Here is a 21,663-nt window from a genome sequence, read left to right as displayed (position 1 = left end):
TTGTAAAAACCACCTTCACTTATAACCAGAGAAAGGAAGCTTAAATTAATTGAATAAAATAAATTAACTTAGCACTATAGCTAATGTATAATTTTAAGCGGCTTCTTTAGCTAATGGAAATTAAATATGCTTAAAGAAACCTACTCTTATGGAAGCGAATTTAAATTCTGAAATTACTGCAATAATAGCAATAAATAACGACGAAATTATTTATCAATTTAATGCGGGAGCCGAAATTTTATTAGGTTATTCTGCTTCGGAAATGATTGGCAAAAAAAAGACTAATTTTTTTCTAGTGGAAGAAGAATATAAAAACTTTGAAAAAGAGATTGCTTCCCGATATAAAGTTAATAATTCCAATTTAAATCCCTATCAAATATTAGCTCAAAATAATGATTATGATTCACGAGAATGGACGGTTAGGCGAAAAGATGGTACTACATTTATTGCGAATTCCACATTAATTCCTTTAAAAAATGATAGCGGTGAAAGTGTTGGTTTTATGCGCATATTGAAAAATGTAACCGATCAGAAAAAAATAGAAAATGATCTTTTACGTAAAAATCAAGTTTTAAATGCTTCCGAAAAAATTACCATGACCGGAAATTGGCAATTGGATACTATTTTTAATAAAGTGGAGTGGTCCAGTAACCTATTTAATATTTTTGAAGTAGACCCTAAAGAAAATTTAAATTTCGAGACTTACTTTAGTTTTGTACACCCAGAGGATAAAGAAATGGTTAGCAAGTCTTTTGAGAAATCGATTACCGATAAGAGGTTTTATGATCTGCTACATCGCATTAAATCTACTAGCGGAAAAACAAAAACGATACAATTGCTTGGTGAGGTTATTACAGATAAAGCAGGCGCTGTTATTGAAATCATTGGCACCTGTCAAGACGTAACAGAACAAAGGATGGCAGAGATTAAGTTTAAAGGACTATTAGAGTCTGCTCCAGATGCTATGGTAATTGTAAATGACCGTGGAGAAATACAGCTAATTAATAGGCAAGCAGAAAAATTGTTTGGTTACTTAGCGGAAGAATTAATTAATAAACCAGTAGAATTATTAATCCCAACTAGATATACACATAAACATACCTCGTATCGAGATATGTTTTTTAATATGCCCAAAACAAGAAAGATGGGTGAAGGAAGAGATCTTTTTGGTATTAATAAAAAAGGAAAAGAAATTCCCATTCAAATAAGTTTAAGTCCGCTTAAAACAGAAGAAGGTTTGCTAGTTTCTGCAGCTATTCGAGATATAACTATTCAAAAAAAGGCAGAAACAAAAATATTGGAAGCCAATAATAGTTTAGAAATATTGGCAAATAAATTGACCATGCAAAATGTAGCACTAGCTGATTTTGCACACATAACTTCACATAATTTACGTGCTCCGGTAAGTAATTTAAATTCCTTATTAGATTTTTATAAAACAGCAGAATCAGAAGAGGAAAAAAATATTTTATTTGATAAATTTGAAATTGTAATACATCATCTTACAGACACACTAAATACATTAATAGAAGCCTTAAAAACAAAAGATGCTAATGATGTAGAGATGGAAATACTTGATTTTAGTGCCGTTTTAAATAAAACGAAGGAAATTCTTTCTGGTCAGATTTTAAAAACGGATACCAAAATTACCTGTGATTTTTCAAAAAATCCAAATATTAAATATAATAAAGTTTATTTAGAAAGTATTTTTCTTAATTTAGTAGGAAATGCTATAAAGTATAAATCGGAAGATAGAACACCAGAAATTTTTATTTATTCTATAATAGAAGATGGTGTACAAAAACTCAAATTTAAAGACAATGGTCTAGGTATTAATTTAGAAAGACATGGTCATAAAATATTTGGTTTAAATAAAGTTTTTCATAGGCATCCAGATGCTAAAGGTGTGGGTTTATTTATGACAAAAGTACAAGTAGAAGCCATGGGTGGAAAGATATCTGTGGAAAGTGAAGAGCATGTCGGCTCGACTTTTAACATTAATTTTAATGAATAATAAATGAGTAGAAACTTTAATTTTTGTATTGTTGATGACGATGATATCTATCAGTTTACCATAAAAAAGACTATAAAAGCGCTTAATCTAGCACAAAATATAATTGCTTTTTCGGATGGAGAAGAAGCTTTAAATTTTATGATTGCCAATCTTAATAATGATGAAGAACTTCCGGATGTTATTTTGTTGGATATAAATATGCCAATAATGGATGGGTTTCAGTTTATGGAGGAATACATAAAAATTAAACCAAAGCTAGGAAAAAAAATCACCATATATATGGTTTCTTCTTCCGTAGATATTGCCGATTTAGGACGAGCGAAAAAGATAAGTGAAATTTCAGATTATATAATTAAACCTATTAGGAAAGCCAAAATAAAAGAGATTATTGAAAAATTACTTCGGGAAGAAAATATAGATTAGTAAATCGTTTAATCCTATTTTTTACTAAGTAAATAATAATCACACATTAATCTGCTATTGTACTTTCTAGAATCTTTAGAAACGGTATTTAAATCGTATGTCGTAACTTTTTCAATATGGTATAAGGAGGTTAAGGTAGATTGATCTTCAGGGCTTATACCATTAGCTAACATACCAAAAGTGTTTTCTTCAGGGAAGTGTAATGTATTCTCTTCCTTTTTTATTTCTGGAATGATACCACCAAACTGCCAAATCATTTCTGGAGAAACATAATTAAAACCATATACTTTTAATTGCTTTGTAGAAGCTTCTTCTTGTAACTTAGAAATAGGTTTGTAGTTGCTACTAGTAAATGCATTACTTAATGGTAAAGCTGTCAGTAAAACGGAAGCAAAGAATAATACCGTGTATATAAAAACCTGTTGTATGTTTTTCTTTTTTAAATGCATTAAAATTAAAACACCAAGAGTTACTAAAATTACAGAAGCCAGTATATACCAAAACCAATAACCTGCTAAATTATCTTTTAAAAATACATAGGCTAGTATTGGAAAAGCGATTCCTATGCAACCAATTAATCCAAAATTAAAATAGACAGGTAACGTTTCTTTCTTGTCTTTAAGATCTTTAAATCTTCGTATTAAATACTCGATGTAAAAGCCAATATTCATGGACAACGGAATTAAAACAGGCATCAGGTAACGCGATTTCTTTTCCGGGATTATGGAAAGTAAAACAACGGCAAGTACCGTCCATAAAAAGGAAAAAGTATAGGCTTTTTTATTTCGGACTCTATTTTTTAAATAGGGATATAGTAAGCTAATAAATGCCGGAATGGTCCATAATCCGCTTTGTGTAAAAAAGCTCCAATAATAGTAAAAAGGTCGCACGTTATAGCTAGACCAGTTACCCGTTTCTTTGGTGGTAATCGCTTCAAAAGTAGCAGGGTCTTGCATTCTTACATATAAAAACCACCAACACCCAATGAGAAGGGTTAATAGTAAAATACTAAAATAGGAAAAGGCTTTGGCTTTAAAATTATGGTATTTAAAAGTGAAGCCATAAGCTATTAAAAACGGAAGAAGGACGGCATACATAGAAACCGGACCTTTACACATAAAGGATAAACCAATAAATAGTCCAGATAAAAGGGTGTGTTTCCAGTAGTTGTTTTGGGCTTTAAAAAGCTGAAATAAATGGAAAATGGCAATTAACATAAAACCATGTGTAAAAATATCCCAAGGTGCTTCAATAATAATTCCTATAACATAGAAAGAGCTAATTATAAGGAGTGCATTAATAAAACTGTGTGTGTTGTTTTTTAGTGTTAATTGGGAGAGTTTGTACATGAAAACCCCAATAAACATCACCATCAATACGGCAGGTAAACGCAAACCAAAAACGCTTTTTATTCCAAAAATAAAACTAGAAATAGCAGCGAACCAAGTTGGAAGTGGCGGTTTTTCGTATCGTGCTTCCCCATTCATTGTCGTTAATAACCAATGGTTATCTTGAACCATTTCACGAGCAGTAATAAAATTTCGAGCTTCCATGATAGAAACAGGAATAATTTCTAAATTTGGTAAAAGCATAAAAGCTACCAAAATACAAATGCTAATTATTGGGTATTTCTCAAGTGTTTTTAACATGGTTCTTTTTTAATAAAACTAAATTTCTACTATAAATAACGGCTCCAAAAAGCTGACCGATAAATAAAACAGGGTCTTTTCTAATAATAGCATAGGTTAAAATTAAGGTAGAACCTATTAAACTTAAAAGCCAAAAACCAAACGGTAAAGAAGATTCTTTTTGTTTTTCTGAATACAGCCATTGAAACACAAAACGTAACGTAAACACTACTTGTGAAACAATACCTAATACTAATAACCAAAACGGAATAGCCTCGTTTTTAAACAAACGTTCTACATCAATAGTGTTATTATTAAAATAAAATATGGAAATAAAAACAGGAACTAAAAGTAAGAACAAACGCATTACTTTTGGGAATTTTTGCCACTGGTTTTGTAATTGTAAGTTTCGTATATAAATAAAATAGGTGAGTCCTTGACCTAGCATAATGGCAAAATCATCCCGTAAATAACCATACACAAATAATAAAAAGGAAGCGAATAAACTTAGTGTCCAGAAAAGTGTAGGTGTCGTAACTTTTTTTTGTTTTTCGCTAGTAATCCATTGTATAATTAATCTAGAAGAGAATAATATTTGTGCTGCAAATCCAATGCTATATATTATCCAAGTACTCATTAACTTTGTTTTGCTACGTTATAATTAATGTATTTTTTCTTCATCCATAAATACGCAAAGCAATCCATAAGCGGACCAACTAATCTATTCCAAACACCAAAATTTGCTTGACCAGCAATTCTAGGAAAGTGTTGCACAGGTATTTGTATTATTTTACCATCTTGTAATAAAATCATGGCAGGTAAAAAACGGTGTAACCCCTTAAACATAGGAATACGTTTTGCGTATGCTGTTTTAATAACTTTTAACGGACAACCAGTGTCGTCCATGCCGTCATGTGTAAAACTTCTACGAATACCGTTTGCAATGGTAGAAGACATGTTTTTTACAAAGCTATCTTTTCTGTTTTCACGTACTCCTGTTACTAAATCGTAAGGCCCAATATGTTCTAAAAGTAAATTAAAATCTTCGGGAGCAGTTTGTAAATCGCTATCTATATAGCCAACTAGTTCCGTTTCTGTATAATCAAAACCAGCTTTAATAGCAGCACTTAGACCTCTGTTTTCTTGAAAAGAAATAAATGAAAATTCAGGATTTCGAGTACAAATCGTTTCAATAAACTCTTGACTTTTGTCTTTAGAGCCATCATTTACAAATAGTATTTTTGTGGTTTTTGTTGCTATTTTTGTATACGCAAGTAAGTCTTTTTCAACACGAAATAGATTATCTTCTTCATTATAAACAGGAACAATAATAGTAAATTGGTAATTCATACAAACTAAAGTTGATATTACAAATGTATTCTTTTTTAGTCAATAGAAATTCTTTGTAAAAAAAAATCTGTTTCTTTGTATTATAAATTTTTTATATGGAACATCCATAACTAAAACTTGACACTCAAGAATAAAGATGAAATGGATGCTGCATGTGCCCTTTGAAAAATAATAGATATAAACACATGAAAATTTTAATAACTGGAGCTGCAGGTTTTATAGGCTCACATACCGCCGAACGATTAAAAGACTTAGGTCATGAAGTTATAGGCGTAGATAATTTTTCGCCTTACTATAGTTTAGACTTAAAAAGACTAAATGAAAAATCACTTGCAGATAAAGGTATTACTATAATTAATAAAGATTTACGCGATACAGATCTAGAAGAAGTATTACCAAAAGACATTAACTATATCTTTCATTACGCGGCACAACCAGGGATTTCTAAAACATCTACGTTCGAAGATTATTTCAGTAACAATATAATTGGGACCAAAAATCTAATTGATTATGCGCTTACGTTGCATAATTTAGAACTGTTTGTAAATATTGGTACTTCTTCTATTTACGGATTAGAGGCTACTTTTCCAGAAACTGTTGCTGTAAAACCAGCTTCGCATTATGGTGTTACCAAATTAGCAGCAGAGCAATTGGTACTTCAAAAAAGTAGAGAAAATATTTTTAAATCTTGTTCTTTACGTTTGTATTCTGTAATAGGACCACGGGAAAGGCCAGAAAAAATGTACACCAAACTTATTGCTTGTGGGTATAATAATGATGCTTTTCCTTTATATGAAGGTAGTGGAACTCACTTACGTAGCTTTACGTTTGTTGGTGATATTGTAGATGGCGTGGTTAGTGTGATTACCAATGAAGACAAAGTAAATGGCGAAATAATTAACCTTGGTACAGAAGTAGAACATACTACGCAAGATGGTATTGAAGCTGTGGAGAAGGTGATTGGTAAGTCTATTAAAATAGAGCATGTAGATGCTAGAACTGGAGACCAATTGCGTACTAAAGCAAATATTGATAAAGCTAGAGAATTATTAAATTACGATCCGAAAACAACCTTATTAGAAGGTGTGGAAGCGCAGGTAAATTGGTATAAAGCTAATTTTTTATAGTCGTTTGCTTTCTGAGAAAAACCAAGAATTTCTTTAAGATTTCTATAGGTTAAAATATATAATAAAGAAAAAGCATAGTTTTAGGACTGTGCTTTTTTTGTTTTATTTATAGGAAGGTTTTGTGCCTAATCTGATGCGTTATTAATCGGATGCATTATCAATGAATAGGCCAATTCTAGTAGGTTTTCTTTTTCTTTTAATGATAAGGTAATTGGCAGTTGTGCTAATCCAATTAGTCGACGCATTATTTCAATACCTGTTATTTGGGATAAAAGTTGCGAATCGATAGTATTAGGATAGTTTTTTTGAATAGTAGCAAGTACTGTTTTGTTTTGCGCTATTAAAATAGCATGTGCCGCAAGAACGCCAAGATCAAATTCAGGAAAACCTAAAAAGCTAAATTCTGGATCAATAATATATACCTCTTCCTTTTTGGTCATCCAACTTCCAGGGTAAAAATCGCCATGAATTAAAGTCTTTCCGTCGGATAGATATATACTTCCTATCTCTTTAATTTTTGCTTTCAGCAGTACATCTTTTTTGTATGGAATAGAAAGTTTTTCTAATCCTTGCTGTATTTCATTTAACGAAAAACCATTATTTTCCATAAATGGAAGTTCAAAAATATGCTGATAATTAAGTAATCGTAAATCTGTGTTTTTCGGATAGTCTTTCGGTGCCTTTGCATTATGAATATTAGCAATAATTTCAACCAATAATTCCAGTTGCTTGGTTTCCAATGTGCCAGTATCATACAAATACGTCATATCTTCACATGCGCCTAAATCTTCTAGAATTAGTAAATGATTTCCCGAATTATATTTTAAAATCTTAGGAAAGTGTTTGCTCAGTAACGCATTGCTAGCAATCGTTTTGTAAAATTGATATTCCACATCAATACGTGCTATAGGTGCTTCAATATCTTTATATTTTTGAACAAATGGACGCGATTGTTTTAAAATAAACGAACGTAAATTGGTGTTAATACGTAATACCACATTCATATTACCTTCACCAGGTTTGCTGACTTTGGTTATATATTCATCGGTATTATTAAAAAAACCAATTTTTTGTAACAGGTTTTTAATTTCTTCTATCGGAGTTTGTTGATCAATAAACATAAACGTATGCGATTATAAGTTTTTTAAAACCTTCCAGAAATTAGCGGTCATTGCTTCTGCATTTATATTGGTATGTATGCCAATAGTACGTTGCGTGTTTTCAGGAGGCGTTGTAAAATGTTTTATGGTAGACAATTCTGGATATGCCAAAGCCTCAATAATCGCAACATCCCACATGACCCATTTTTTCTTTTCCGGATCTTCTTTCGTCCACCAACGATCATAGGTTTCCCATCTATTTAATAAATAATTAGCAATCCCTTTTTTATTTTTTAGATGACTATCTACTTCTTGTTTTGTAAATATTAAATGTTGACTCGTGGTCGCCGTCATTATGTTAAGATCTAGTGTTTTAGTGTTGAGTAAAACTTCTACAGCAATAGGATCATTTCCTGAGTTGAATTCTTTTTTATTATACACATTTGTTTCTGGAGTATGCCAAAAACCGAGATAATGTACTTTTAGTTTCGGAATTATGGAAGGGTCTTCTAAAATAGCGGAAGCTACATTTGTAGTGGAACCTAAAATAACAACATGCAATTTTTGATTCTCTTTCATTTGATGCGCACTTTCTATGATAAACTGTGAAGCTTCAGAAGGAGCAGGTTCACCGTATTCTGTTAACGGGATATTACTTCCCAACGGAAGTGCAATTCCTTTCACATCCATTAATCGTATAATCTCTTCATTAATGACTTGGCTTTCCATAACCGTATTTTCTGAAGCTAATGGTGATGTGTGAAATTGTGCAGAACTTATAGCTAGAAGATGGAATTTGGGTTCTAAAATAGCGCTTACAATAGCGTATAAATCATCTACTTCATTTGCGGTATCCGCATCGATAATTAAATCTATGGGTTTGACAGTATCTTGTGCTTTTACAGAAAGGAAACAAAAAAGTAAAAGCCCATGAAAGAAGTAAAAATTCATTTTTTTAGAACGCTTAGTTAGATGTACTATTTTGGATAATCTCATTACTATATTTTTAATCCTTTATTTTAAAAAGGGCATTTTTTAAATTGTTCTTATATAATTCGTACCCTTAAAAAGCAGGAAATGTATGAGTCGTAAAATTTGTGTTTTATTACTAATTTTAAGTTTTTCTTTTAACGAAAGCGAATAGAAATATATGCTATACCGTGTTATGCATTTAAAAAGGCTAAATAAATTTTAAAGATTTGACAAAATAAAATTTAAATCCAAAAAGGAAATGGGTCTTAATATTAATGTAATGCGTTAAAATAGTTGTAGAATTCTTTTTATTTTCATCACAGAATTCAATTGGAAATATAACTTTAAAAAGAGAAAGCGTATTTCCTTATGAATGCTATTAAATCAAAACGAAACAACATGGAGATTATAGGTAATATTATAAAAGGAACTATTCATTTAAAAGATGCGCTTACGCCCGAAGTAAAACCAATGGAAGCGCAAGAAAAAGTACTACAAACATTATTAGAAACGGCGAAAGGCACGTTATTTGGTGAGCACTACAATTTTGAAGCTATTTTGGAAGCCGAAAATCCTTCCGAGGTATTCTCTAAAAAGATTCCTTATTTTGATTATAATGAAATCAATGACAAATGGTGGTGTAAATTACAGGATGGAGAAGAAAATGTGACATGGCCAGGAAGTCCTTCTTATTTTGCACTAAGTTCTGGTACAACAGGGAAAACTAGCAAACGAATTCCGGTAACAGACGCTATGTTAGATGCTATAAAAAAAGCAGGAATAGATCAAGTTACGGCATTAAGTAATTTTGATTTACCAGCAGATTTTTTTAGTAAAGAAGCTATGATGTTAGGTAGTTCTACAGATTTAATTGAAAAAGAAGATCACCTCGAAGGGGAGATTAGTGGCATTACAGCTAGTAATATTCCGTCCTGGTTTAAAGGTTTTTATAAGCCAGGTGAAGACATTGCAAAAATTGATGATTGGGATAAACGCGTCGCAACGATAGCAAAACGAGCTAAAGAATGGGATATTGGAGCACTTAGTGGCATACCATCTTGGATGGAGTTAATGCTAAAAGAAGTTATTGATTTTCATCAAGCGGAAAACATTCATGATGTCTGGCCAAACTTACAAGTATTCACTTCTGGAGGTGTTGCTTTTGGTCCGTATAAAAAGAGTTTTAATGCATTACTAGGAAAGCCGGTAACCGTAATTGATACCTATTTAGCATCGGAAGGTTTTATAGCTTTTCAATCCAGGCCCGAAACCGATGCCATGCAATTAGTAACCAATGGCGGTATTTATTTTGAATTTGTCCCATTTAAACCCGAATACATTAATACGGATGGATCGCTAAAAGATAACGCACCATGCATTACTTTGAAAGATGTGGAACTCGATCAAGATTATGTTTTAATTATAAGTACCGTTAGTGGCACATGGCGCTATTTAATTGGAGATACTATTGCATTTACGGATGTGGATAGAGCAGAAATAAAAATTACGGGACGTACAAAGTTCTTTTTAAACACGGTTGGTTCCCAGTTGTCTGTTAATAAGTTGGATGATGCCATTAGACATTTAGAAGAGAAATTCCATACTACGATTCCAGAATATACCTTATGTGCAAAACGATTTGAAGATGGTTTTTATCACAGTTGGTATTTAGGTTCTGAAGGTTTAAAAGGAGATAATAAAACCATTGTGGATGCTTTAGATAACTTTCTTAAAAATGCGAATAAAAATTATAAAGTTGCTAGAGGAAAAGCTTTAGAAGGAGTAAAAGTAACTATTGTTGCACCTGATGTTTTTTCAGAATGGAGTGGCGCGAATAAGAAAAAAGGCGGACAAGTTAAAATGGAACGTGTTATGGGAGAAGATAAATTTGAAGAATGGGAAGCGTTTACCAATGCACACTAAGACTTGGAACTTTCTAAATCTCTTTGATTTATAATTTCCATGATTTCTTCTGGCGACAAGTAATATTTATTAATTCTTGCAATATACTTTTCATCTATATTCGCCTGATTTAGAATAAAGTTTTTGGTTATTAAAATATACTTTTCCATACCAGATTTTACAGCAAAAGTATCTGCAGACCGCTCGGCTTCGGCAATGTGATTGTCTGATAATAGATATTTTACGCCAAACCAAATTAAGTTAAAGTTGCTTCTGTTTCTATAATCCATAACATGTCCTAATTCATGACCAATCCAACCAATGATAACCTCTTTGGGCATATCTTTCGTGTAGAGAATATCACCAGAAATGTTTACCGTTTCACTAATGTATATATTGTAAGAACGCTTTCCTTTTTTTCTAAAAACACTACCAAATGAAGGTTGCGCTTGCATGGTCGATTTTTTAATATTCTTTTTAAACTCGAAATTTATTGCAGTGTTTTTTAAATCTGGATAATACGATAAAGCCGTTTTAATTTCATCTTTTATAGATTCCGGAATAGTGGATTGTGCGTACAGTGTATTCGTCATTAATAATAGTAGGATTAGTTTTAATTTCATATTACTATTAATATAAAAGATAATAACAGAATTACTAAGCATTTAACTTTTGAGTAAAATATTTTAACATTAGAGACGTAAAAATAAGGTGCTCTTTTTTGTCAAGACTAATCCAAGGATCTCCGCTTTAATTTAATTAACAAATAACCTGTAATGCGTTTTCTAGTATCGAAATGGAAAGAGTAGGCTTGTTTATGATATGCAATTCTCCATCTATTTGTACTTGAAAGCTGGTGTTTTCTGAATGGCTAATTGTAAAATTTTTGTCTTGATACGTTTTTACTTCTTTCAATACCTGTTGTTTTTTAAACAGCACTAAAAAACCAAACAAAAGTGCTTTTAGCTTTCCAATCTTGGAGACTATTAATATATCTAATAAGCCGTCTTGTAACGAAGCTTTTGGTGTCAGGCTAACATGATAACCTAGCTCATTAGAATTGGATACAAATAGCATAAAAGGAGCTGTCAGTTCTGTTTTATTGTTAATGGTAAACGTGGCGTTGTTTTTATTCGTATTTAAAGACTTCATTGTCGCTTTTAAATAACTTGTAAATTTTCTACTTCCTGAAAGTTCGTAATGCTTGACAACTTGCGCATCAAATCCAATTCCTGTATTACTAAAAAAATAATGGGAATTAATAGAACCAACATCTACTTTACAGATATTTTGATTTATGATTGTTTGAATAGCATCTTCTATCTTTTTTGAAATTTTTAAATGAGATGCTAAACCATTACCAGAACCAATTGGGATAACACCAAAAATAATAGGAGTATGTACTAAGCAAGAAGCAACTTCATTAATAGTACCATCACCACCACAAGCTATTATAATATTAGCTCTTTCGTCTATAGATTCTTTAGTTAATAGAATGGCATGTTTTTTAAATTCGGAATATTTTATAGTTAAACTATAGTTTTCAGGATTAAAAAAAGTTTGAAGAAAAGCAAATGTAATCGGATGCTTCCCAGAACCAGCAATTGGGTTTACTATAAAATGGATATGTTTCAAATTATTTTATTTTAAGTCCTTTGTTACTATATAAATAATCTGCTACTTGATAAAATGCAGTGGTTTCCTCTAAAAAAGTATGGTTTATAGGATGCGGTATTAAATCATTACTTTTCTTTTCCCAAACGTATTGAGCTTTGGTTTTTTGGTCTCCTAAAACCATAAGAGAATCTCCTTTTAACAATCCTAGTTTTCTGTAGTTTCCTATAAAAGCACGTTCGTCTTTAGGTTGCATTTTTAATACATCTTTTCCAAAAAGATTCGATTTATATTCCCAATTAAGTAAACCAAACAGTGTTGGGAACATATCTATTTGAGAACATAATTGATTTATTTTTTGAGCATTTGTATTTGGTGCATTATAGATAAATCCTGGTATATGATAATTAGCAACATCTAATTCCCATTTTCCTGCACTTGCTGCACAATGGTCGCTCATGATTACAAAAATGGTATTTTTAAACCAAGGTTTCGTTTTTGCATTTTCCAGAAAAGAATGAATGGAAAAATCGGTGTATTGTATTGCTCCATCTCTTTCTTGACCAGAAGGAATAGATACTTTATGGTCTGGATAGGTGTATGGTCTATGGTTGGAAGTAGTCATGACAAAGTTGAAGAATACTTTGTTTTCGTGATATGATTTGTCTGCTTCGTTTAAAACTTTATTAAAAATATCTTCATCACAAACTCCCCAAGCATTTTCAAAAGTCACTTCATTATCTTCAATATTAGTTCGGGTTGTTTTAATAGCATCGTTTAATAAAAAGCCTCTTCCTCTATCTACAATATTAAAGCCATTACCACCAAAGTAGGTGTTCATATTATCAAAATAACCATCGCCTCCATAAAAGAAACTGTTGCTATAACCTTTGTCTTTAAACACTTCTGCAATCGTAAATAGGTTGGTGTTATTTTTTCGTTTTACAATACTTCTTCCGGGAGTTGGAGGAATAGATAGCGTTATGGCTTCCATGCCTCTTACTGTTCTGGTTCCCGTTGCAAATAGGTTGGTGAAGAATATGCTGTTATCTATTAATTTATCTAGGTTTGGTGTTATATTTCTTGTACTACCAAAATACGCTAAACGTTTAGCACCTAAACTTTCAATGCATATAAAAATCACATTTGGTTTTATGGGTTTGTTTATAGTATCTAACGGACTCATATTTCTAAGAATAGAATTTTCATTTTCTATAAAACGATCCCCATTTTTAGAGTAACTGTTTTTTACTATATCAAAAGCTTCCTGTTTATTAATCGTATTATAAAACTCGGTATAGGAAAGTTCATTGTTTCTAAAAGCGGCAAAAAAGGAATAAATACCAGTTTTTGCTATTTCGTTATTATATCTATTTTCAAATTGTTCTGCATTTTTATTTGTTATGAAAAAACCAAATAATAAGGAAGTGCATAAAATAATAATTGTAGGTGCTATTTTATGTTTAAAACTTTCATTGCTATTAAAGGTTTTAAGGAAAACACCTCTCTTCTTGGTATCATAGAATAGTAAAAATAGAATGCCAAAAACACCTAACAGAAGTAAAGGTATTGGGTACGATTCATTAATGTTTTTTAATACTTCGCTGGTGTAAATTAAATAGTCAACAGCAATAAAGTTAAACCTTCGGCTAAATTCTTCCCAAAAAGCAATTTCAGAAAAGAACGAAAAAATAAAAATAATGAGACCAAGTACAAATGCAAAGTAGGTAATAGCTCTGTCTACTGCAGATCCATACCATTTTGTAGGAATGAAAAGTAAGTAAATAGCATAAGGTGAAGCAAAAAAGGAAACAGTACCAATATCAAATAGAAATCCAATAAAGAATATTTTTAGTACACTAAGAATAGAAGTTTCTACTTCGGAATAATTCCATATAAAAAAGCAAATTCTTATTATAAAAGAGAGTGTTAGAAAGATTAAAATATATGTTTTTAATAATGAAAAACGATTAGGGAAAAGGTTTTTAAACATTTTGTATGGTTTTGATTTTTAATTTTTTATGAGAAATAAATAGTAAAGCTGTCATTAATAGAATGGATACAATGGAAGCGTTAAGTGTGCCAAGATCTAAACCTCCTTTAGATATAGATTTCGTTAAAAAATCACCAAAGGTTGCACCAAATGGTCTAGTGAAAATAAATGCAATCCAGAATAAGACAATCTGATTTATATTGGTCCAATAATGTAAAGACACGACTAATGCAATAATTAAAGAAGTTACTAATGCGCCATTTAGGTAGCTTAAGCCAATAACATCACTCAAGTAATCTCCAAAGGCTGTACCTAAGCTGTTAGAAAATAAAACAGCGAACCAAAAGAGGACTTCTTTGTTTTTATGGAAGATTGGGTAAACACTTAAATTTTTGAATTTTTTATACCAAAAATAGAGTACTAGTAATAAGCCTATAAACAATATTATGCTTTCAATAGTGTATCCTAAATGGAGGCTTCTATCTATAAAATCGGATATTTCGGTACCTAAAGTGGTAGTGGCAATTATGACTAGCCAAAAATAAATCGGACTGTATTTTGTTGTGTATAATTGAATGCATAGCACATTAATAAAAAACACCAAAGTGATAAATAGGCTTGTTAAATACCCTAGATTTAAAGTCATTGAAAGGTAATCACCTAATGTTTCGCCAAGTGTTGTAGCAACAATTTTCATGCACCAAAATAGCATGGTTACTTCTGCAACTTTATTCTGTTTTTCCATTTGATTTTTTATAAAATTTATTGACTGGCTTCATTGTCGAACTGAATATTTTATGCGCTATTTGTAGGGTTAAAATGTATACTTTAACCCTATTAAGTAAGTGCTATCATAACTAGTATAAGCAAGTTTAAGATGTTCTTTTTGGTATGGCGTAGTAAAGAGATATGTGCTACCAACACCAACAATAATCCCTCCTAAAACGTCCCAGCCATCATGTCTTTGTTTGTAACCTTCTATTCTAGAATAAGCTACAAATCCCGCTAATGCATACGAAGGAATTCCGTATTTCCAGCCATATCTTTTTTGTATAAAGGATGCGCTTTGAAAAGCTACAGAAGTGTGCCCAGAAGGAAATGCATGACCATCTGTTGCTCCTGCTGGACGAGGTTTGTTAATGGCATATTTTAACGCGTAGGTAACTGCAAGATTTACTGTAAAGCCTTTAGCAAATTGCCAAGTTCCTTTTTTATCTTTTATAAGTATGGTTGTTAAGCCTGCAGCAATTGGCATACCATATCGTAAATAGTCCCCAATATCTTGTACTGCTTTTTTAGTTTTGTATTCGCTATTTTCTTGTGAAAAAGAAGAAAGGGATATAAAAAAGAATGTAAAAAGAAATGCTGTTTTAATGAAATTCATGTGCGTTTTTTGTTCTTAACTAATTAAAGAACGCACTTAAAAAGGAGGTAATTATTTTGGTAGTGTTCAGAATAAGTTATCTGAACATATTTGTAGATTTATAAGAATTTCTTCTTGTATTCTGAAGGTGTTAATCCTTTGATTCTCTTAAAGGTAGCGTTAAATGTTGCCTTAGAATTAAAGCCCACTTCATTTGCTATTGCTAGAAGTGTATAATGAGCATATTGGTCGTTTTTAAGGAGTTTAATAAACGCTTCGACACGATATTCGTTTACAAAATCCTGAAAACTGGTATGCATATGATTGTTTAATATTTCAGAAATATATTGTCTTGGTATTTTTAGATCGTCTGCAACTTTATGAATAGAAAGCTTGGCATCTGTAAAAGCTTTATCCTTTTCCATTTTATGAATTAGGTCCTTTTTATATTTAAGAATTTGCTCCGGATTTAAATTCGAATTTTTATACTTGATTGCTTTCTTGTTTGGTAATGCATCTTTAGGAGAAAGGATTAGTTTTAACGTTATTGCATAAAATAAAAAAGCAATGACAACTAGTAGATAACTTCCAAAATTAGCATCTGTAGAAATGATAATTTCTTTAAAATGAAACCAACTGAATATTTCATTTACTATAGAAATACTTATTAGTAAAATTAATGGGATGATAAAATAAAGCATCCATTTCCTATCTTTACTTTTAAGTATTAAAAAGCTAGTATAGGCCAAATAACTTAAGAATGTAATTTCTACAAATAGTTCTAAGAGCTCTATAATTATGTTTTCTTCGAATACAAAAACCTCTAAGGATTCAATAAAAAAGTAAATAATATTAGGAATAAAAAATAAGTAATCCCTTTTCAAGAATATGGAGTCTTTAGATACATGATACTTGATAAACAGAAATAGAAAGGTGATAAATAACGATTTATCGAAGAAGAAAAAATCTTGGTTTTTTAGGAATATATTATTGTAATCATCTCCAAGAATATATAATATCACAGCGATAATACATCCAATGAGTAAATAAAATGCAGGTTTTAAATAGCTCTCTTTATTCTTAAAAAGGACAATTAATAAAAGTAAACCTTGTAGTAAAGTTACTATTTGTATAGTGTTAATCATGGTTGTTTTTTAATCCTAACAAATAATCTGCAGCAGCAAATGGAGTCGTTTTATTATCTTCAATACGTTGCAATTGTATTTGCAAAGCATCTTTAATTTCAGTATCGTTAAAAAAGCTGCTTTTTAATTGCGCTTCAATAGTTTGAATAAGCCAAAACTTATTCTGTTCGTTCCTATTGTGGTTTAAGTACTTGTTTTTAGTAGTAATTGCAATGTAGGATTCAATGATTTCCCAGATTTTATCAATTCCTTCATTATGCAAAGCACTACATAAAGTTACTTTAGGTTGCCATTCCGAATCTTTTGCAGGATAGAGGTGAAGCGCTCTGTTAAATTCTACTTTAGCAATTTTAGCACTTCTTGCGTTGTCGCCATCGGCTTTATTAATAGCAATAGCATCTGCCATTTCTATAATACCACGTTTTATTCCTTGTAACTCGTCTCCAGCTCCTGCAAGTTTTAGTAGTAAAAAGAAATCTACCATACTGTGAACCGCAGTTTCACTTTGTCCAACACCAACAGTTTCAATAATAATAGTATCAAAGCCAGCAGCTTCACAAAGTATAATGGTTTCCCGTGTTTTTCTTGCAACACCACCAAGAGATTCTCCAGAAGGTGAAGGTCTTATAAACGCATTTTTATCTTTTACCAAATCTTCCATTCTGGTTTTATCACCAAGAATGCTTCCTTTGGTAAGCGAACTACTAGGGTCAATTGCCAAAACAGCAACCTTTTTCCCTTGTGCAGTTAAATGCGTGCCAAGTGCTTCAATAAAGGTGCTTTTGCCAACTCCAGGAACTCCAGTAATACCAACACGAACAGATTTGTTTGCATGTGGTAAACAAGCTGTAATTATAGTATTTGCTTTTTCTAAATGTGTAGGGTTTTTACTTTCTACTAATGTAATCGCTCTACTTAAAGCGGTAATATTTCCTTTTAAAATCTGCGAAACTAAATCTGCAGCACTTGGCTGTGCTCTTCTTTTTCGTTTAATATTCTGTATAGAAGTAGCATTGGTGATTTCACTTTGTGAAACCCCTTTTTTTTCTTGTAATGCAGATTTGTTTTGTTTAGCCACTAATGTGATAGTTTTAAATTCCAAATTCCAAATTCCAAATTCCAAATTTTCAGAATTTTTATAAATTTATAACTTATTATTTAGATTTTTTGGAATCGTTACCATCATTTAAATAATCTATTTCATCCATTAGCGTTTCAAACAGTTTAAAAACGTTGGATAAGCTATTAAAATCTTTTTTCCGAATACCTCCTTTAAAAATTAAACTTTTTCCATCTAATTCAATAGTTGGGCTTTTACTATCCATTAAGAATTGTGTTTCTACACATTCAAGTAACAATTCAGAAAACATACTTTTTTGTCCGCTAAAATTATATGTTTTAGATCTAGAGATAAAAGTGAAAAATTGTGATTTACTAAGACAACAGGAAAGGAAATTAGATGCTAAGTCTGTTTTTCTAGCGTTTAAATTTATGTTTGTTTTTCTTCTGTTCCATGTAACAGATACATTAATCATCCAACTATTATAATTTTCAACAAAATGAACTTCTCCTTTGAGAAGTGTCTTCATGGATTGAATTATAGATGAAGTGAATTTATGTTTTTCTTTCAAAAGAAATATTTGTTAGACAACAACGGTTAAATATAAGCGGAGACTCTAAGCTAAATATTTATTTTAGAGGCACTACAACCATCGTATTATCCCAAGCCATAGTTAAGGATAAGTTATCTGTAGAATTATCAAAACCAATAGTAAATTGCTCTACTGTGGTATCTATTTTTTTAACAGGAACACTAATGTTAACCACATCAAATTCTGGAACACGCATTGGTTTCATTTCCATATCTACGCCCCAAGAATATTGTTTCGAGTTAAACATGACATTCCAAGTACTATCATTTGGTATCGTCCAAATAGTGTATTTTCCAGCAGGTAGCGAATCTTTACCAATTCTTAGCGGTTTATTGGTTTCAAAAGTAGTCGCTTCATTTGCTCCAGTACGCCAAACTTGATTATAAGGTACTAGTGCACCAAAAACTTCACGATCTCTTTTAGATGGCCTGTTATAAAAAACTTGAAGCTTAATATCTTCTACCTGAAAACTTACGTTTTTTTCCGGACTTAAGCGTTCGCTAAAGAATCCGTCATTTTTATATGAATATATAGAAACGGCAACTAATGCAATAGCTAATAAACCGATAACCCATTTTAAAAACCTATTCATTTTTACAAATTTTTTAATACCAATTAATAATGTAAAGATACTTTAAAGTAAGCATCTTTAAAAAGGTAATGCAAATTTCTTACCAATTATTAAAAAAAATATTATCTTTTTTGCAACACAACAAATTTTTAATCGTCTTTAAGGAGAACGAACCAAAAACCAAAAGAGAAAAGCGTGTTTCAAACAGAAATTATTGAAAAATGCAAACAGAATAACCGACTAGCACAAATGCAGTTGTACAACCAGTATTGCAATGGTATGTATATAGTTGCTAATCGGTTTGTGAAGGATGCAGCAGAAGCAGAAGATGTAGTGCAAGAGGCTTTTATTAAAGCATTCGAAAAACTACATCAGTATAAAGCGGAAGTTACTTTTGGTGCGTGGTTAAAACGTATTGTTGTTAATAAAAGTATTGATTACTTGAAATCTAAAAAGCAACAAGTGGTTGCATTAGAAGAAGTGCACTTAAAAGTAATAGATACTCCAAATGATGACAATTGGTTGGTAGACGATGGCATAACGATTGTTGAAGTTAAAAATGCAATAAGCACATTACCGGAAAAATATAAATATGTGATTACGCTGTTTTTATTAGAAGGTTATGATCATCAAGAAATTTCAGAAATTTTAGATATATCGCAAGTAGCATCTAGAACGCAATTATCTAGAGGAAAACAAAAATTGAAAGAATTATTAAAACACAAAAAAGATGGCACAAGATATTAGAGATTTATTAAAGCAAGATTTGCAAGAGCAAAACAAAAAAATGCCGGAAAATCACGAAGCTAGATTTCTTGATAAACTAAACAAAGCATTGCCAGAACAGCAAAAACCTAAATTTAATTGGTTACAAATTGCAGCAAGTATTGTATTGTTTATTGGTTTAGGTTATGGAGGCTTTACGTATTTTAATAATCCAGTTTTGCCTATAGACACTAATCCAACAGTGGTTGCTACTAAAAGCTTAGGAGATGTATCACCAGATTTAAAAAAGGTAGAAGATTACTATTTAGCTAATATTAATTTGGAGCTTTCTAAAGTAAAACTAACACCAGAAAACAAAGAAATGTTTGATGGTTATGTACAACGATTAGAAGATTTAAAAAAGGAATACAAAAAGCTATCTGTGGAGTTAACACAAGATGGGCCTAATGAACAAACTATTAATGCGCTTATCGATAATTTAAAATTTCGATTAAACTTATTACACCGATTAAAAGATCAATTAAAAACATTAAGTACGTTGGATACCATTCCAGATGTAATTTAAAAAAAATATACTAAAATGAAAAATTTAAGAATAACAATACTTACACTTTTTGTCGCTATTAGTAGCATAGCACAACAAAAGCTAGAAAAAATATCGCAATCTATCAACGTAAATCAAAACGCTATAATAGATTTAAATACAAGCCATACCAATATTGAAATTGAAACTTGGGATAAAGATATTATTGAAATTGAAGCGTATTTAGAAAGTGATGTACTGTCTAAAGAAGAATTACAAAAAGCTTTTAATGCTTGGCAGGTAAAAGTCGATGGATCGAAACAAGTAGTTACTATTAAAACGGAAGGATCTTTAAGTTCTTGGTCTAATGAAGGTATTGCGCTTTTTGATGAAAGCTCCTTAGATGCCCTTAAGGAACTAGAATTTAAATTGGCCGATTTGCCAGTAATGCCTTTGGTAGAAGGTTTGATGGAGTCTTTGCAATTAGAGAATATTCCGAGAATGCCTAATCTGCCAAATTTACCAGACGGTATGAATAGCTTTAATTTTGATTATGAAAAATACCAAGAAGAAGGCGAAGACTATTTAGCGAAATGGAGTAAAGAGTACGAAGATAAGTATGGTAAAGAATATTCCGATAAAATGGAAGTTTGGGCAAAAAACTTTGATGAAAAAGATTGGAAAGAATACGAAAAGAAAATGGAAGCTTGGGGAGAAAAATTTGGAGAACAGTTTGGAGGAGAGTTTGAAAAAAACATGGAGAAATGGGGCGAAGAATTTGGAAAGAACTTTGAAAAAAAGATGGAAGCTTGGGGAGAAAATCTAGAAAGATCTATAGAAGAAAGTGACTTTGAAGAAAATATGGAAGCTTGGGGAGAAGCATTAGGGAAACGTATAGAGGAATCTATAAATAGATCTTTTGTTGAAGAAGGTGACCATGAGGATAGTCCGGAAGATATATATGCTACATCTAAAAATTCGAACTTAAAAGTAAAGAAAACTATAAAGATTAAAATGCCTAAAAAAGCGAAGCTTAAAATGAATGTGCGACATGGCGAACTTATACTTGCTTCTGCAATACGCAATGCAAAAGCAGATATTTCGCATTCTAGTTTAATAGCAAATACCATTGATGGAAGTGAGACTTCCATCCATGTTTCGTATTCTCCAGTTAAAATAATCAATTGGAATGCAGGCGAATTAAAACTTAATTATGTCGATCAGGCAAAAGTAGAAGCAGCTACTAGTTTGGTTTTAAGTGCAAATTCCTCTAATGTTACGATTAAAAATATTGTAAGTAATGCGGTTATAGATGGTAGTTTTGGGGATTTAATTATTGGTAATATTTCTAACGATTTTAAAAATATTAATTTGGTTTTAGAAAACAGCGAAGCGAATGTGAAACTGCCTCAAGGAGATTATAACTTATTCTATAAAGGAACAAAATCGTTATTTAATAACGAAAGCACTTCTAGTAAAACGGTAAATAGTGATAGCAATAAAACCATCGTTATTAATGCAAAGTACAGTAATGTTGTTGTGAAAAAATAATTCTATAAT

Annotated in this window: 21 protein-coding genes; 7 read left to right on the top strand and 14 right to left on the bottom strand. The window is 31.2% G+C overall.

The window, feature by feature from the left end:
* The first annotated feature begins 148 nt into the window (after window positions 1-148).
* Both ACVCXO_RS03125 and ACVCXO_RS03120 read left to right on the top strand, forming a co-directional pair.
* Window positions 149-2,014 (top strand): PAS domain-containing sensor histidine kinase, encoded by a 1,866-nt coding sequence (locus ACVCXO_RS03125; protein ID WP_452228138.1) that lies wholly within the window; start codon window positions 149-151, stop codon window positions 2,012-2,014.
* Between the two features lie 3 nt (window positions 2,015-2,017).
* Window positions 2,018-2,437 carry a response regulator gene (locus ACVCXO_RS03120; RefSeq protein WP_452228137.1) on the top strand — a complete coding sequence of 140 codons (420 nt, stop codon included), beginning with the start codon at window positions 2,018-2,020 and terminating at the stop codon, window positions 2,435-2,437.
* 14 nt (window positions 2,438-2,451) lie between these two features.
* On the opposite strand, the gene ACVCXO_RS03115 is transcribed toward ACVCXO_RS03120, so the two are convergent.
* Genes ACVCXO_RS03115 through ACVCXO_RS03105 form a run of 3 tightly spaced genes read right to left on the bottom strand, consistent with a single transcriptional unit; the run spans window position 2,452 to window position 5,415 of the window.
* The gene (locus ACVCXO_RS03115; RefSeq protein WP_452228136.1) at window positions 2,452-4,086 is read right to left on the bottom strand and encodes an ArnT family glycosyltransferase; all 1,635 of its coding nucleotides are present in this window, start codon (window positions 4,084-4,086) and stop codon (window positions 2,452-2,454) included.
* Entirely contained in the window at window positions 4,070-4,702 is a 633-nt protein-coding gene (locus tag ACVCXO_RS03110; RefSeq protein ID WP_452228135.1) for a lipid-A-disaccharide synthase N-terminal domain-containing protein, read from the bottom strand. The genes ACVCXO_RS03115 and ACVCXO_RS03110 overlap by 17 nt, the downstream gene beginning before the upstream one ends.
* Window positions 4,702-5,415, bottom strand: a complete 714-nt coding sequence (locus tag ACVCXO_RS03105) for a glycosyltransferase family 2 protein (RefSeq protein WP_452228134.1) — start codon at window positions 5,413-5,415, stop codon at window positions 4,702-4,704. The genes ACVCXO_RS03110 and ACVCXO_RS03105 overlap by 1 nt, the downstream gene beginning before the upstream one ends.
* 185 nt (window positions 5,416-5,600) lie before the next feature.
* On the opposite strand from ACVCXO_RS03105, the gene ACVCXO_RS03100 reads away from it, so the two are divergent.
* Complete coding sequence (locus ACVCXO_RS03100) at window positions 5,601-6,542, top strand: NAD-dependent epimerase/dehydratase family protein (protein ID WP_452228133.1); 942 nt, start codon at window positions 5,601-5,603, stop codon at window positions 6,540-6,542.
* Window positions 6,543-6,667: 125 nt separating this feature from the next.
* On the opposite strand, the gene ACVCXO_RS03095 is transcribed toward ACVCXO_RS03100, so the two are convergent.
* Window positions 6,668-7,663, bottom strand: coding sequence for a phosphotransferase (locus ACVCXO_RS03095; protein ID WP_452228132.1), 996 nt, complete (start codon window positions 7,661-7,663; stop codon window positions 6,668-6,670).
* A 12-nt stretch (window positions 7,664-7,675) separates the two neighbouring features.
* Entirely contained in the window at window positions 7,676-8,638 is a 963-nt protein-coding gene (locus tag ACVCXO_RS03090; RefSeq protein WP_452228131.1) for a nucleoside hydrolase, read from the bottom strand.
* A gap of 375 nt (window positions 8,639-9,013) precedes the next feature.
* On the opposite strand from ACVCXO_RS03090, the gene ACVCXO_RS03085 reads away from it, so the two are divergent.
* Window positions 9,014-10,537, top strand: coding sequence for a GH3 family domain-containing protein (locus tag ACVCXO_RS03085; protein ID WP_452228130.1), 1,524 nt, complete (start codon window positions 9,014-9,016; stop codon window positions 10,535-10,537).
* On the opposite strand, the gene ACVCXO_RS03080 is transcribed toward ACVCXO_RS03085, so the two are convergent.
* The 9 genes from ACVCXO_RS03080 to ACVCXO_RS03040 form a co-directional block, all read right to left on the bottom strand.
* Window positions 10,534-11,139: a hypothetical protein gene (locus ACVCXO_RS03080; protein WP_452228129.1), complete on the bottom strand. Its 606-nt coding sequence runs from the start codon at window positions 11,137-11,139 to the stop codon at window positions 10,534-10,536. The genes ACVCXO_RS03085 and ACVCXO_RS03080 overlap by 4 nt on opposite strands.
* A gap of 136 nt (window positions 11,140-11,275) precedes the next feature.
* Window positions 11,276-12,151 carry a diacylglycerol/lipid kinase family protein gene (locus tag ACVCXO_RS03075; protein WP_452228128.1) on the bottom strand — a complete coding sequence of 292 codons (876 nt, stop codon included), beginning with the start codon at window positions 12,149-12,151 and terminating at the stop codon, window positions 11,276-11,278.
* A gap of 1 nt (window position 12,152) precedes the next feature.
* Window positions 12,153-14,123, bottom strand: a complete 1,971-nt coding sequence (locus ACVCXO_RS03070) for an LTA synthase family protein (RefSeq protein ID WP_452228127.1) — start codon at window positions 14,121-14,123, stop codon at window positions 12,153-12,155.
* A complete protein-coding gene (locus ACVCXO_RS03065; protein ID WP_452228126.1) occupies window positions 14,116-14,868 on the bottom strand; it encodes a COG4705 family protein in 753 nt (250 codons plus the stop codon). Before ACVCXO_RS03065 ends, ACVCXO_RS03070 begins: the two co-directional genes overlap by 8 nt.
* A 69-nt stretch (window positions 14,869-14,937) precedes the next feature.
* Window positions 14,938-15,507 (bottom strand): phosphatase PAP2 family protein, encoded by a 570-nt coding sequence (locus ACVCXO_RS03060; RefSeq protein WP_452228125.1) that lies wholly within the window; start codon window positions 15,505-15,507, stop codon window positions 14,938-14,940.
* A gap of 98 nt (window positions 15,508-15,605) precedes the next feature.
* On the bottom strand, window positions 15,606-16,631 hold the full coding sequence (locus ACVCXO_RS03055) for a helix-turn-helix domain-containing protein (RefSeq protein ID WP_452228124.1): 1,026 nt from the start codon (window positions 16,629-16,631) through the stop codon (window positions 15,606-15,608).
* Window positions 16,624-17,709 carry a methylmalonyl Co-A mutase-associated GTPase MeaB gene (gene meaB, locus ACVCXO_RS03050; RefSeq protein WP_452228123.1) on the bottom strand — a complete coding sequence of 362 codons (1,086 nt, stop codon included), beginning with the start codon at window positions 17,707-17,709 and terminating at the stop codon, window positions 16,624-16,626. The genes ACVCXO_RS03055 and meaB overlap by 8 nt, the downstream gene beginning before the upstream one ends.
* A gap of 76 nt (window positions 17,710-17,785) precedes the next feature.
* On the bottom strand, window positions 17,786-18,220 hold the full coding sequence (locus ACVCXO_RS03045; RefSeq protein WP_452228122.1) for a hypothetical protein: 435 nt from the start codon (window positions 18,218-18,220) through the stop codon (window positions 17,786-17,788).
* A gap of 100 nt (window positions 18,221-18,320) precedes the next feature.
* Complete coding sequence (locus tag ACVCXO_RS03040) at window positions 18,321-18,875, bottom strand: DUF2911 domain-containing protein (protein WP_452228121.1); 555 nt, start codon at window positions 18,873-18,875, stop codon at window positions 18,321-18,323.
* Window positions 18,876-19,049: 174 nt separating this feature from the next.
* On the opposite strand from ACVCXO_RS03040, the gene ACVCXO_RS03035 reads away from it, so the two are divergent.
* From ACVCXO_RS03035 to ACVCXO_RS03025, 3 genes are read left to right on the top strand one after another with little or no spacing between them, the layout of a single operon-like run.
* Complete coding sequence (locus ACVCXO_RS03035; RefSeq protein ID WP_452228120.1) at window positions 19,050-19,601, top strand: RNA polymerase sigma factor; 552 nt, start codon at window positions 19,050-19,052, stop codon at window positions 19,599-19,601.
* The gene (locus ACVCXO_RS03030; protein ID WP_452228119.1) at window positions 19,585-20,145 is read left to right on the top strand and encodes a hypothetical protein; all 561 of its coding nucleotides are present in this window, start codon (window positions 19,585-19,587) and stop codon (window positions 20,143-20,145) included. Before ACVCXO_RS03035 ends, ACVCXO_RS03030 begins: the two co-directional genes overlap by 17 nt.
* 15 nt (window positions 20,146-20,160) lie before the next feature.
* Window positions 20,161-21,654: a hypothetical protein gene (locus ACVCXO_RS03025; protein WP_452228118.1), complete on the top strand. Its 1,494-nt coding sequence runs from the start codon at window positions 20,161-20,163 to the stop codon at window positions 21,652-21,654.
* Window positions 21,655-21,663: the final 9 nt, after the last annotated feature.

The sequence above is a fragment of the Lacinutrix sp. MEBiC02404 genome, assembly GCF_053601575.1.
The sequence above is the reverse complement of the archived record's forward strand: the minus strand, read 5'-3'. Positions and strand labels throughout refer to the sequence as shown.

Excerpts from the sequence above, each read along its gene's own strand:
- ACVCXO_RS03065 (WP_452228126.1), bottom strand. The coding sequence starts at position 14,868 with ATGGAAAAACAGAATAAAGTTGCAGAAGTAACCATGCTATTTTGGTGC.
- ACVCXO_RS03055 (WP_452228124.1), bottom strand. The coding sequence starts at position 16,631 with ATGATTAACACTATACAAATAGTAACTTTACTACAAGGTTTACTTTTA.
- ACVCXO_RS03095 (WP_452228132.1), bottom strand. The coding sequence starts at position 7,663 with ATGTTTATTGATCAACAAACTCCGATAGAAGAAATTAAAAACCTGTTA.
- ACVCXO_RS03115 (WP_452228136.1), bottom strand. The coding sequence starts at position 4,086 with ATGTTAAAAACACTTGAGAAATACCCAATAATTAGCATTTGTATTTTG.
- ACVCXO_RS03025 (WP_452228118.1), top strand. The coding sequence starts at position 20,161 with ATGAAAAATTTAAGAATAACAATACTTACACTTTTTGTCGCTATTAGT.
- ACVCXO_RS03125 (WP_452228138.1), top strand. The coding sequence starts at position 149 with ATGGAAGCGAATTTAAATTCTGAAATTACTGCAATAATAGCAATAAAT.
- ACVCXO_RS03080 (WP_452228129.1), bottom strand. The coding sequence starts at position 11,139 with ATGAAATTAAAACTAATCCTACTATTATTAATGACGAATACACTGTAC.
- ACVCXO_RS03105 (WP_452228134.1), bottom strand. The coding sequence starts at position 5,415 with ATGAATTACCAATTTACTATTATTGTTCCTGTTTATAATGAAGAAGAT.
- ACVCXO_RS03070 (WP_452228127.1), bottom strand. The coding sequence starts at position 14,123 with ATGTTTAAAAACCTTTTCCCTAATCGTTTTTCATTATTAAAAACATAT.
- ACVCXO_RS03045 (WP_452228122.1), bottom strand. The coding sequence starts at position 18,220 with ATGAAGACACTTCTCAAAGGAGAAGTTCATTTTGTTGAAAATTATAAT.
- ACVCXO_RS03120 (WP_452228137.1), top strand. The coding sequence starts at position 2,018 with ATGAGTAGAAACTTTAATTTTTGTATTGTTGATGACGATGATATCTAT.
- ACVCXO_RS03090 (WP_452228131.1), bottom strand. The coding sequence starts at position 8,638 with ATGAGATTATCCAAAATAGTACATCTAACTAAGCGTTCTAAAAAAATG.
- ACVCXO_RS03040 (WP_452228121.1), bottom strand. The coding sequence starts at position 18,875 with ATGAATAGGTTTTTAAAATGGGTTATCGGTTTATTAGCTATTGCATTA.
- ACVCXO_RS03100 (WP_452228133.1), top strand. The coding sequence starts at position 5,601 with ATGAAAATTTTAATAACTGGAGCTGCAGGTTTTATAGGCTCACATACC.
- ACVCXO_RS03030 (WP_452228119.1), top strand. The coding sequence starts at position 19,585 with ATGGCACAAGATATTAGAGATTTATTAAAGCAAGATTTGCAAGAGCAA.
- ACVCXO_RS03110 (WP_452228135.1), bottom strand. The coding sequence starts at position 4,702 with ATGAGTACTTGGATAATATATAGCATTGGATTTGCAGCACAAATATTA.
- ACVCXO_RS03085 (WP_452228130.1), top strand. The coding sequence starts at position 9,014 with ATGGAGATTATAGGTAATATTATAAAAGGAACTATTCATTTAAAAGAT.
- ACVCXO_RS03060 (WP_452228125.1), bottom strand. The coding sequence starts at position 15,507 with ATGAATTTCATTAAAACAGCATTTCTTTTTACATTCTTTTTTATATCC.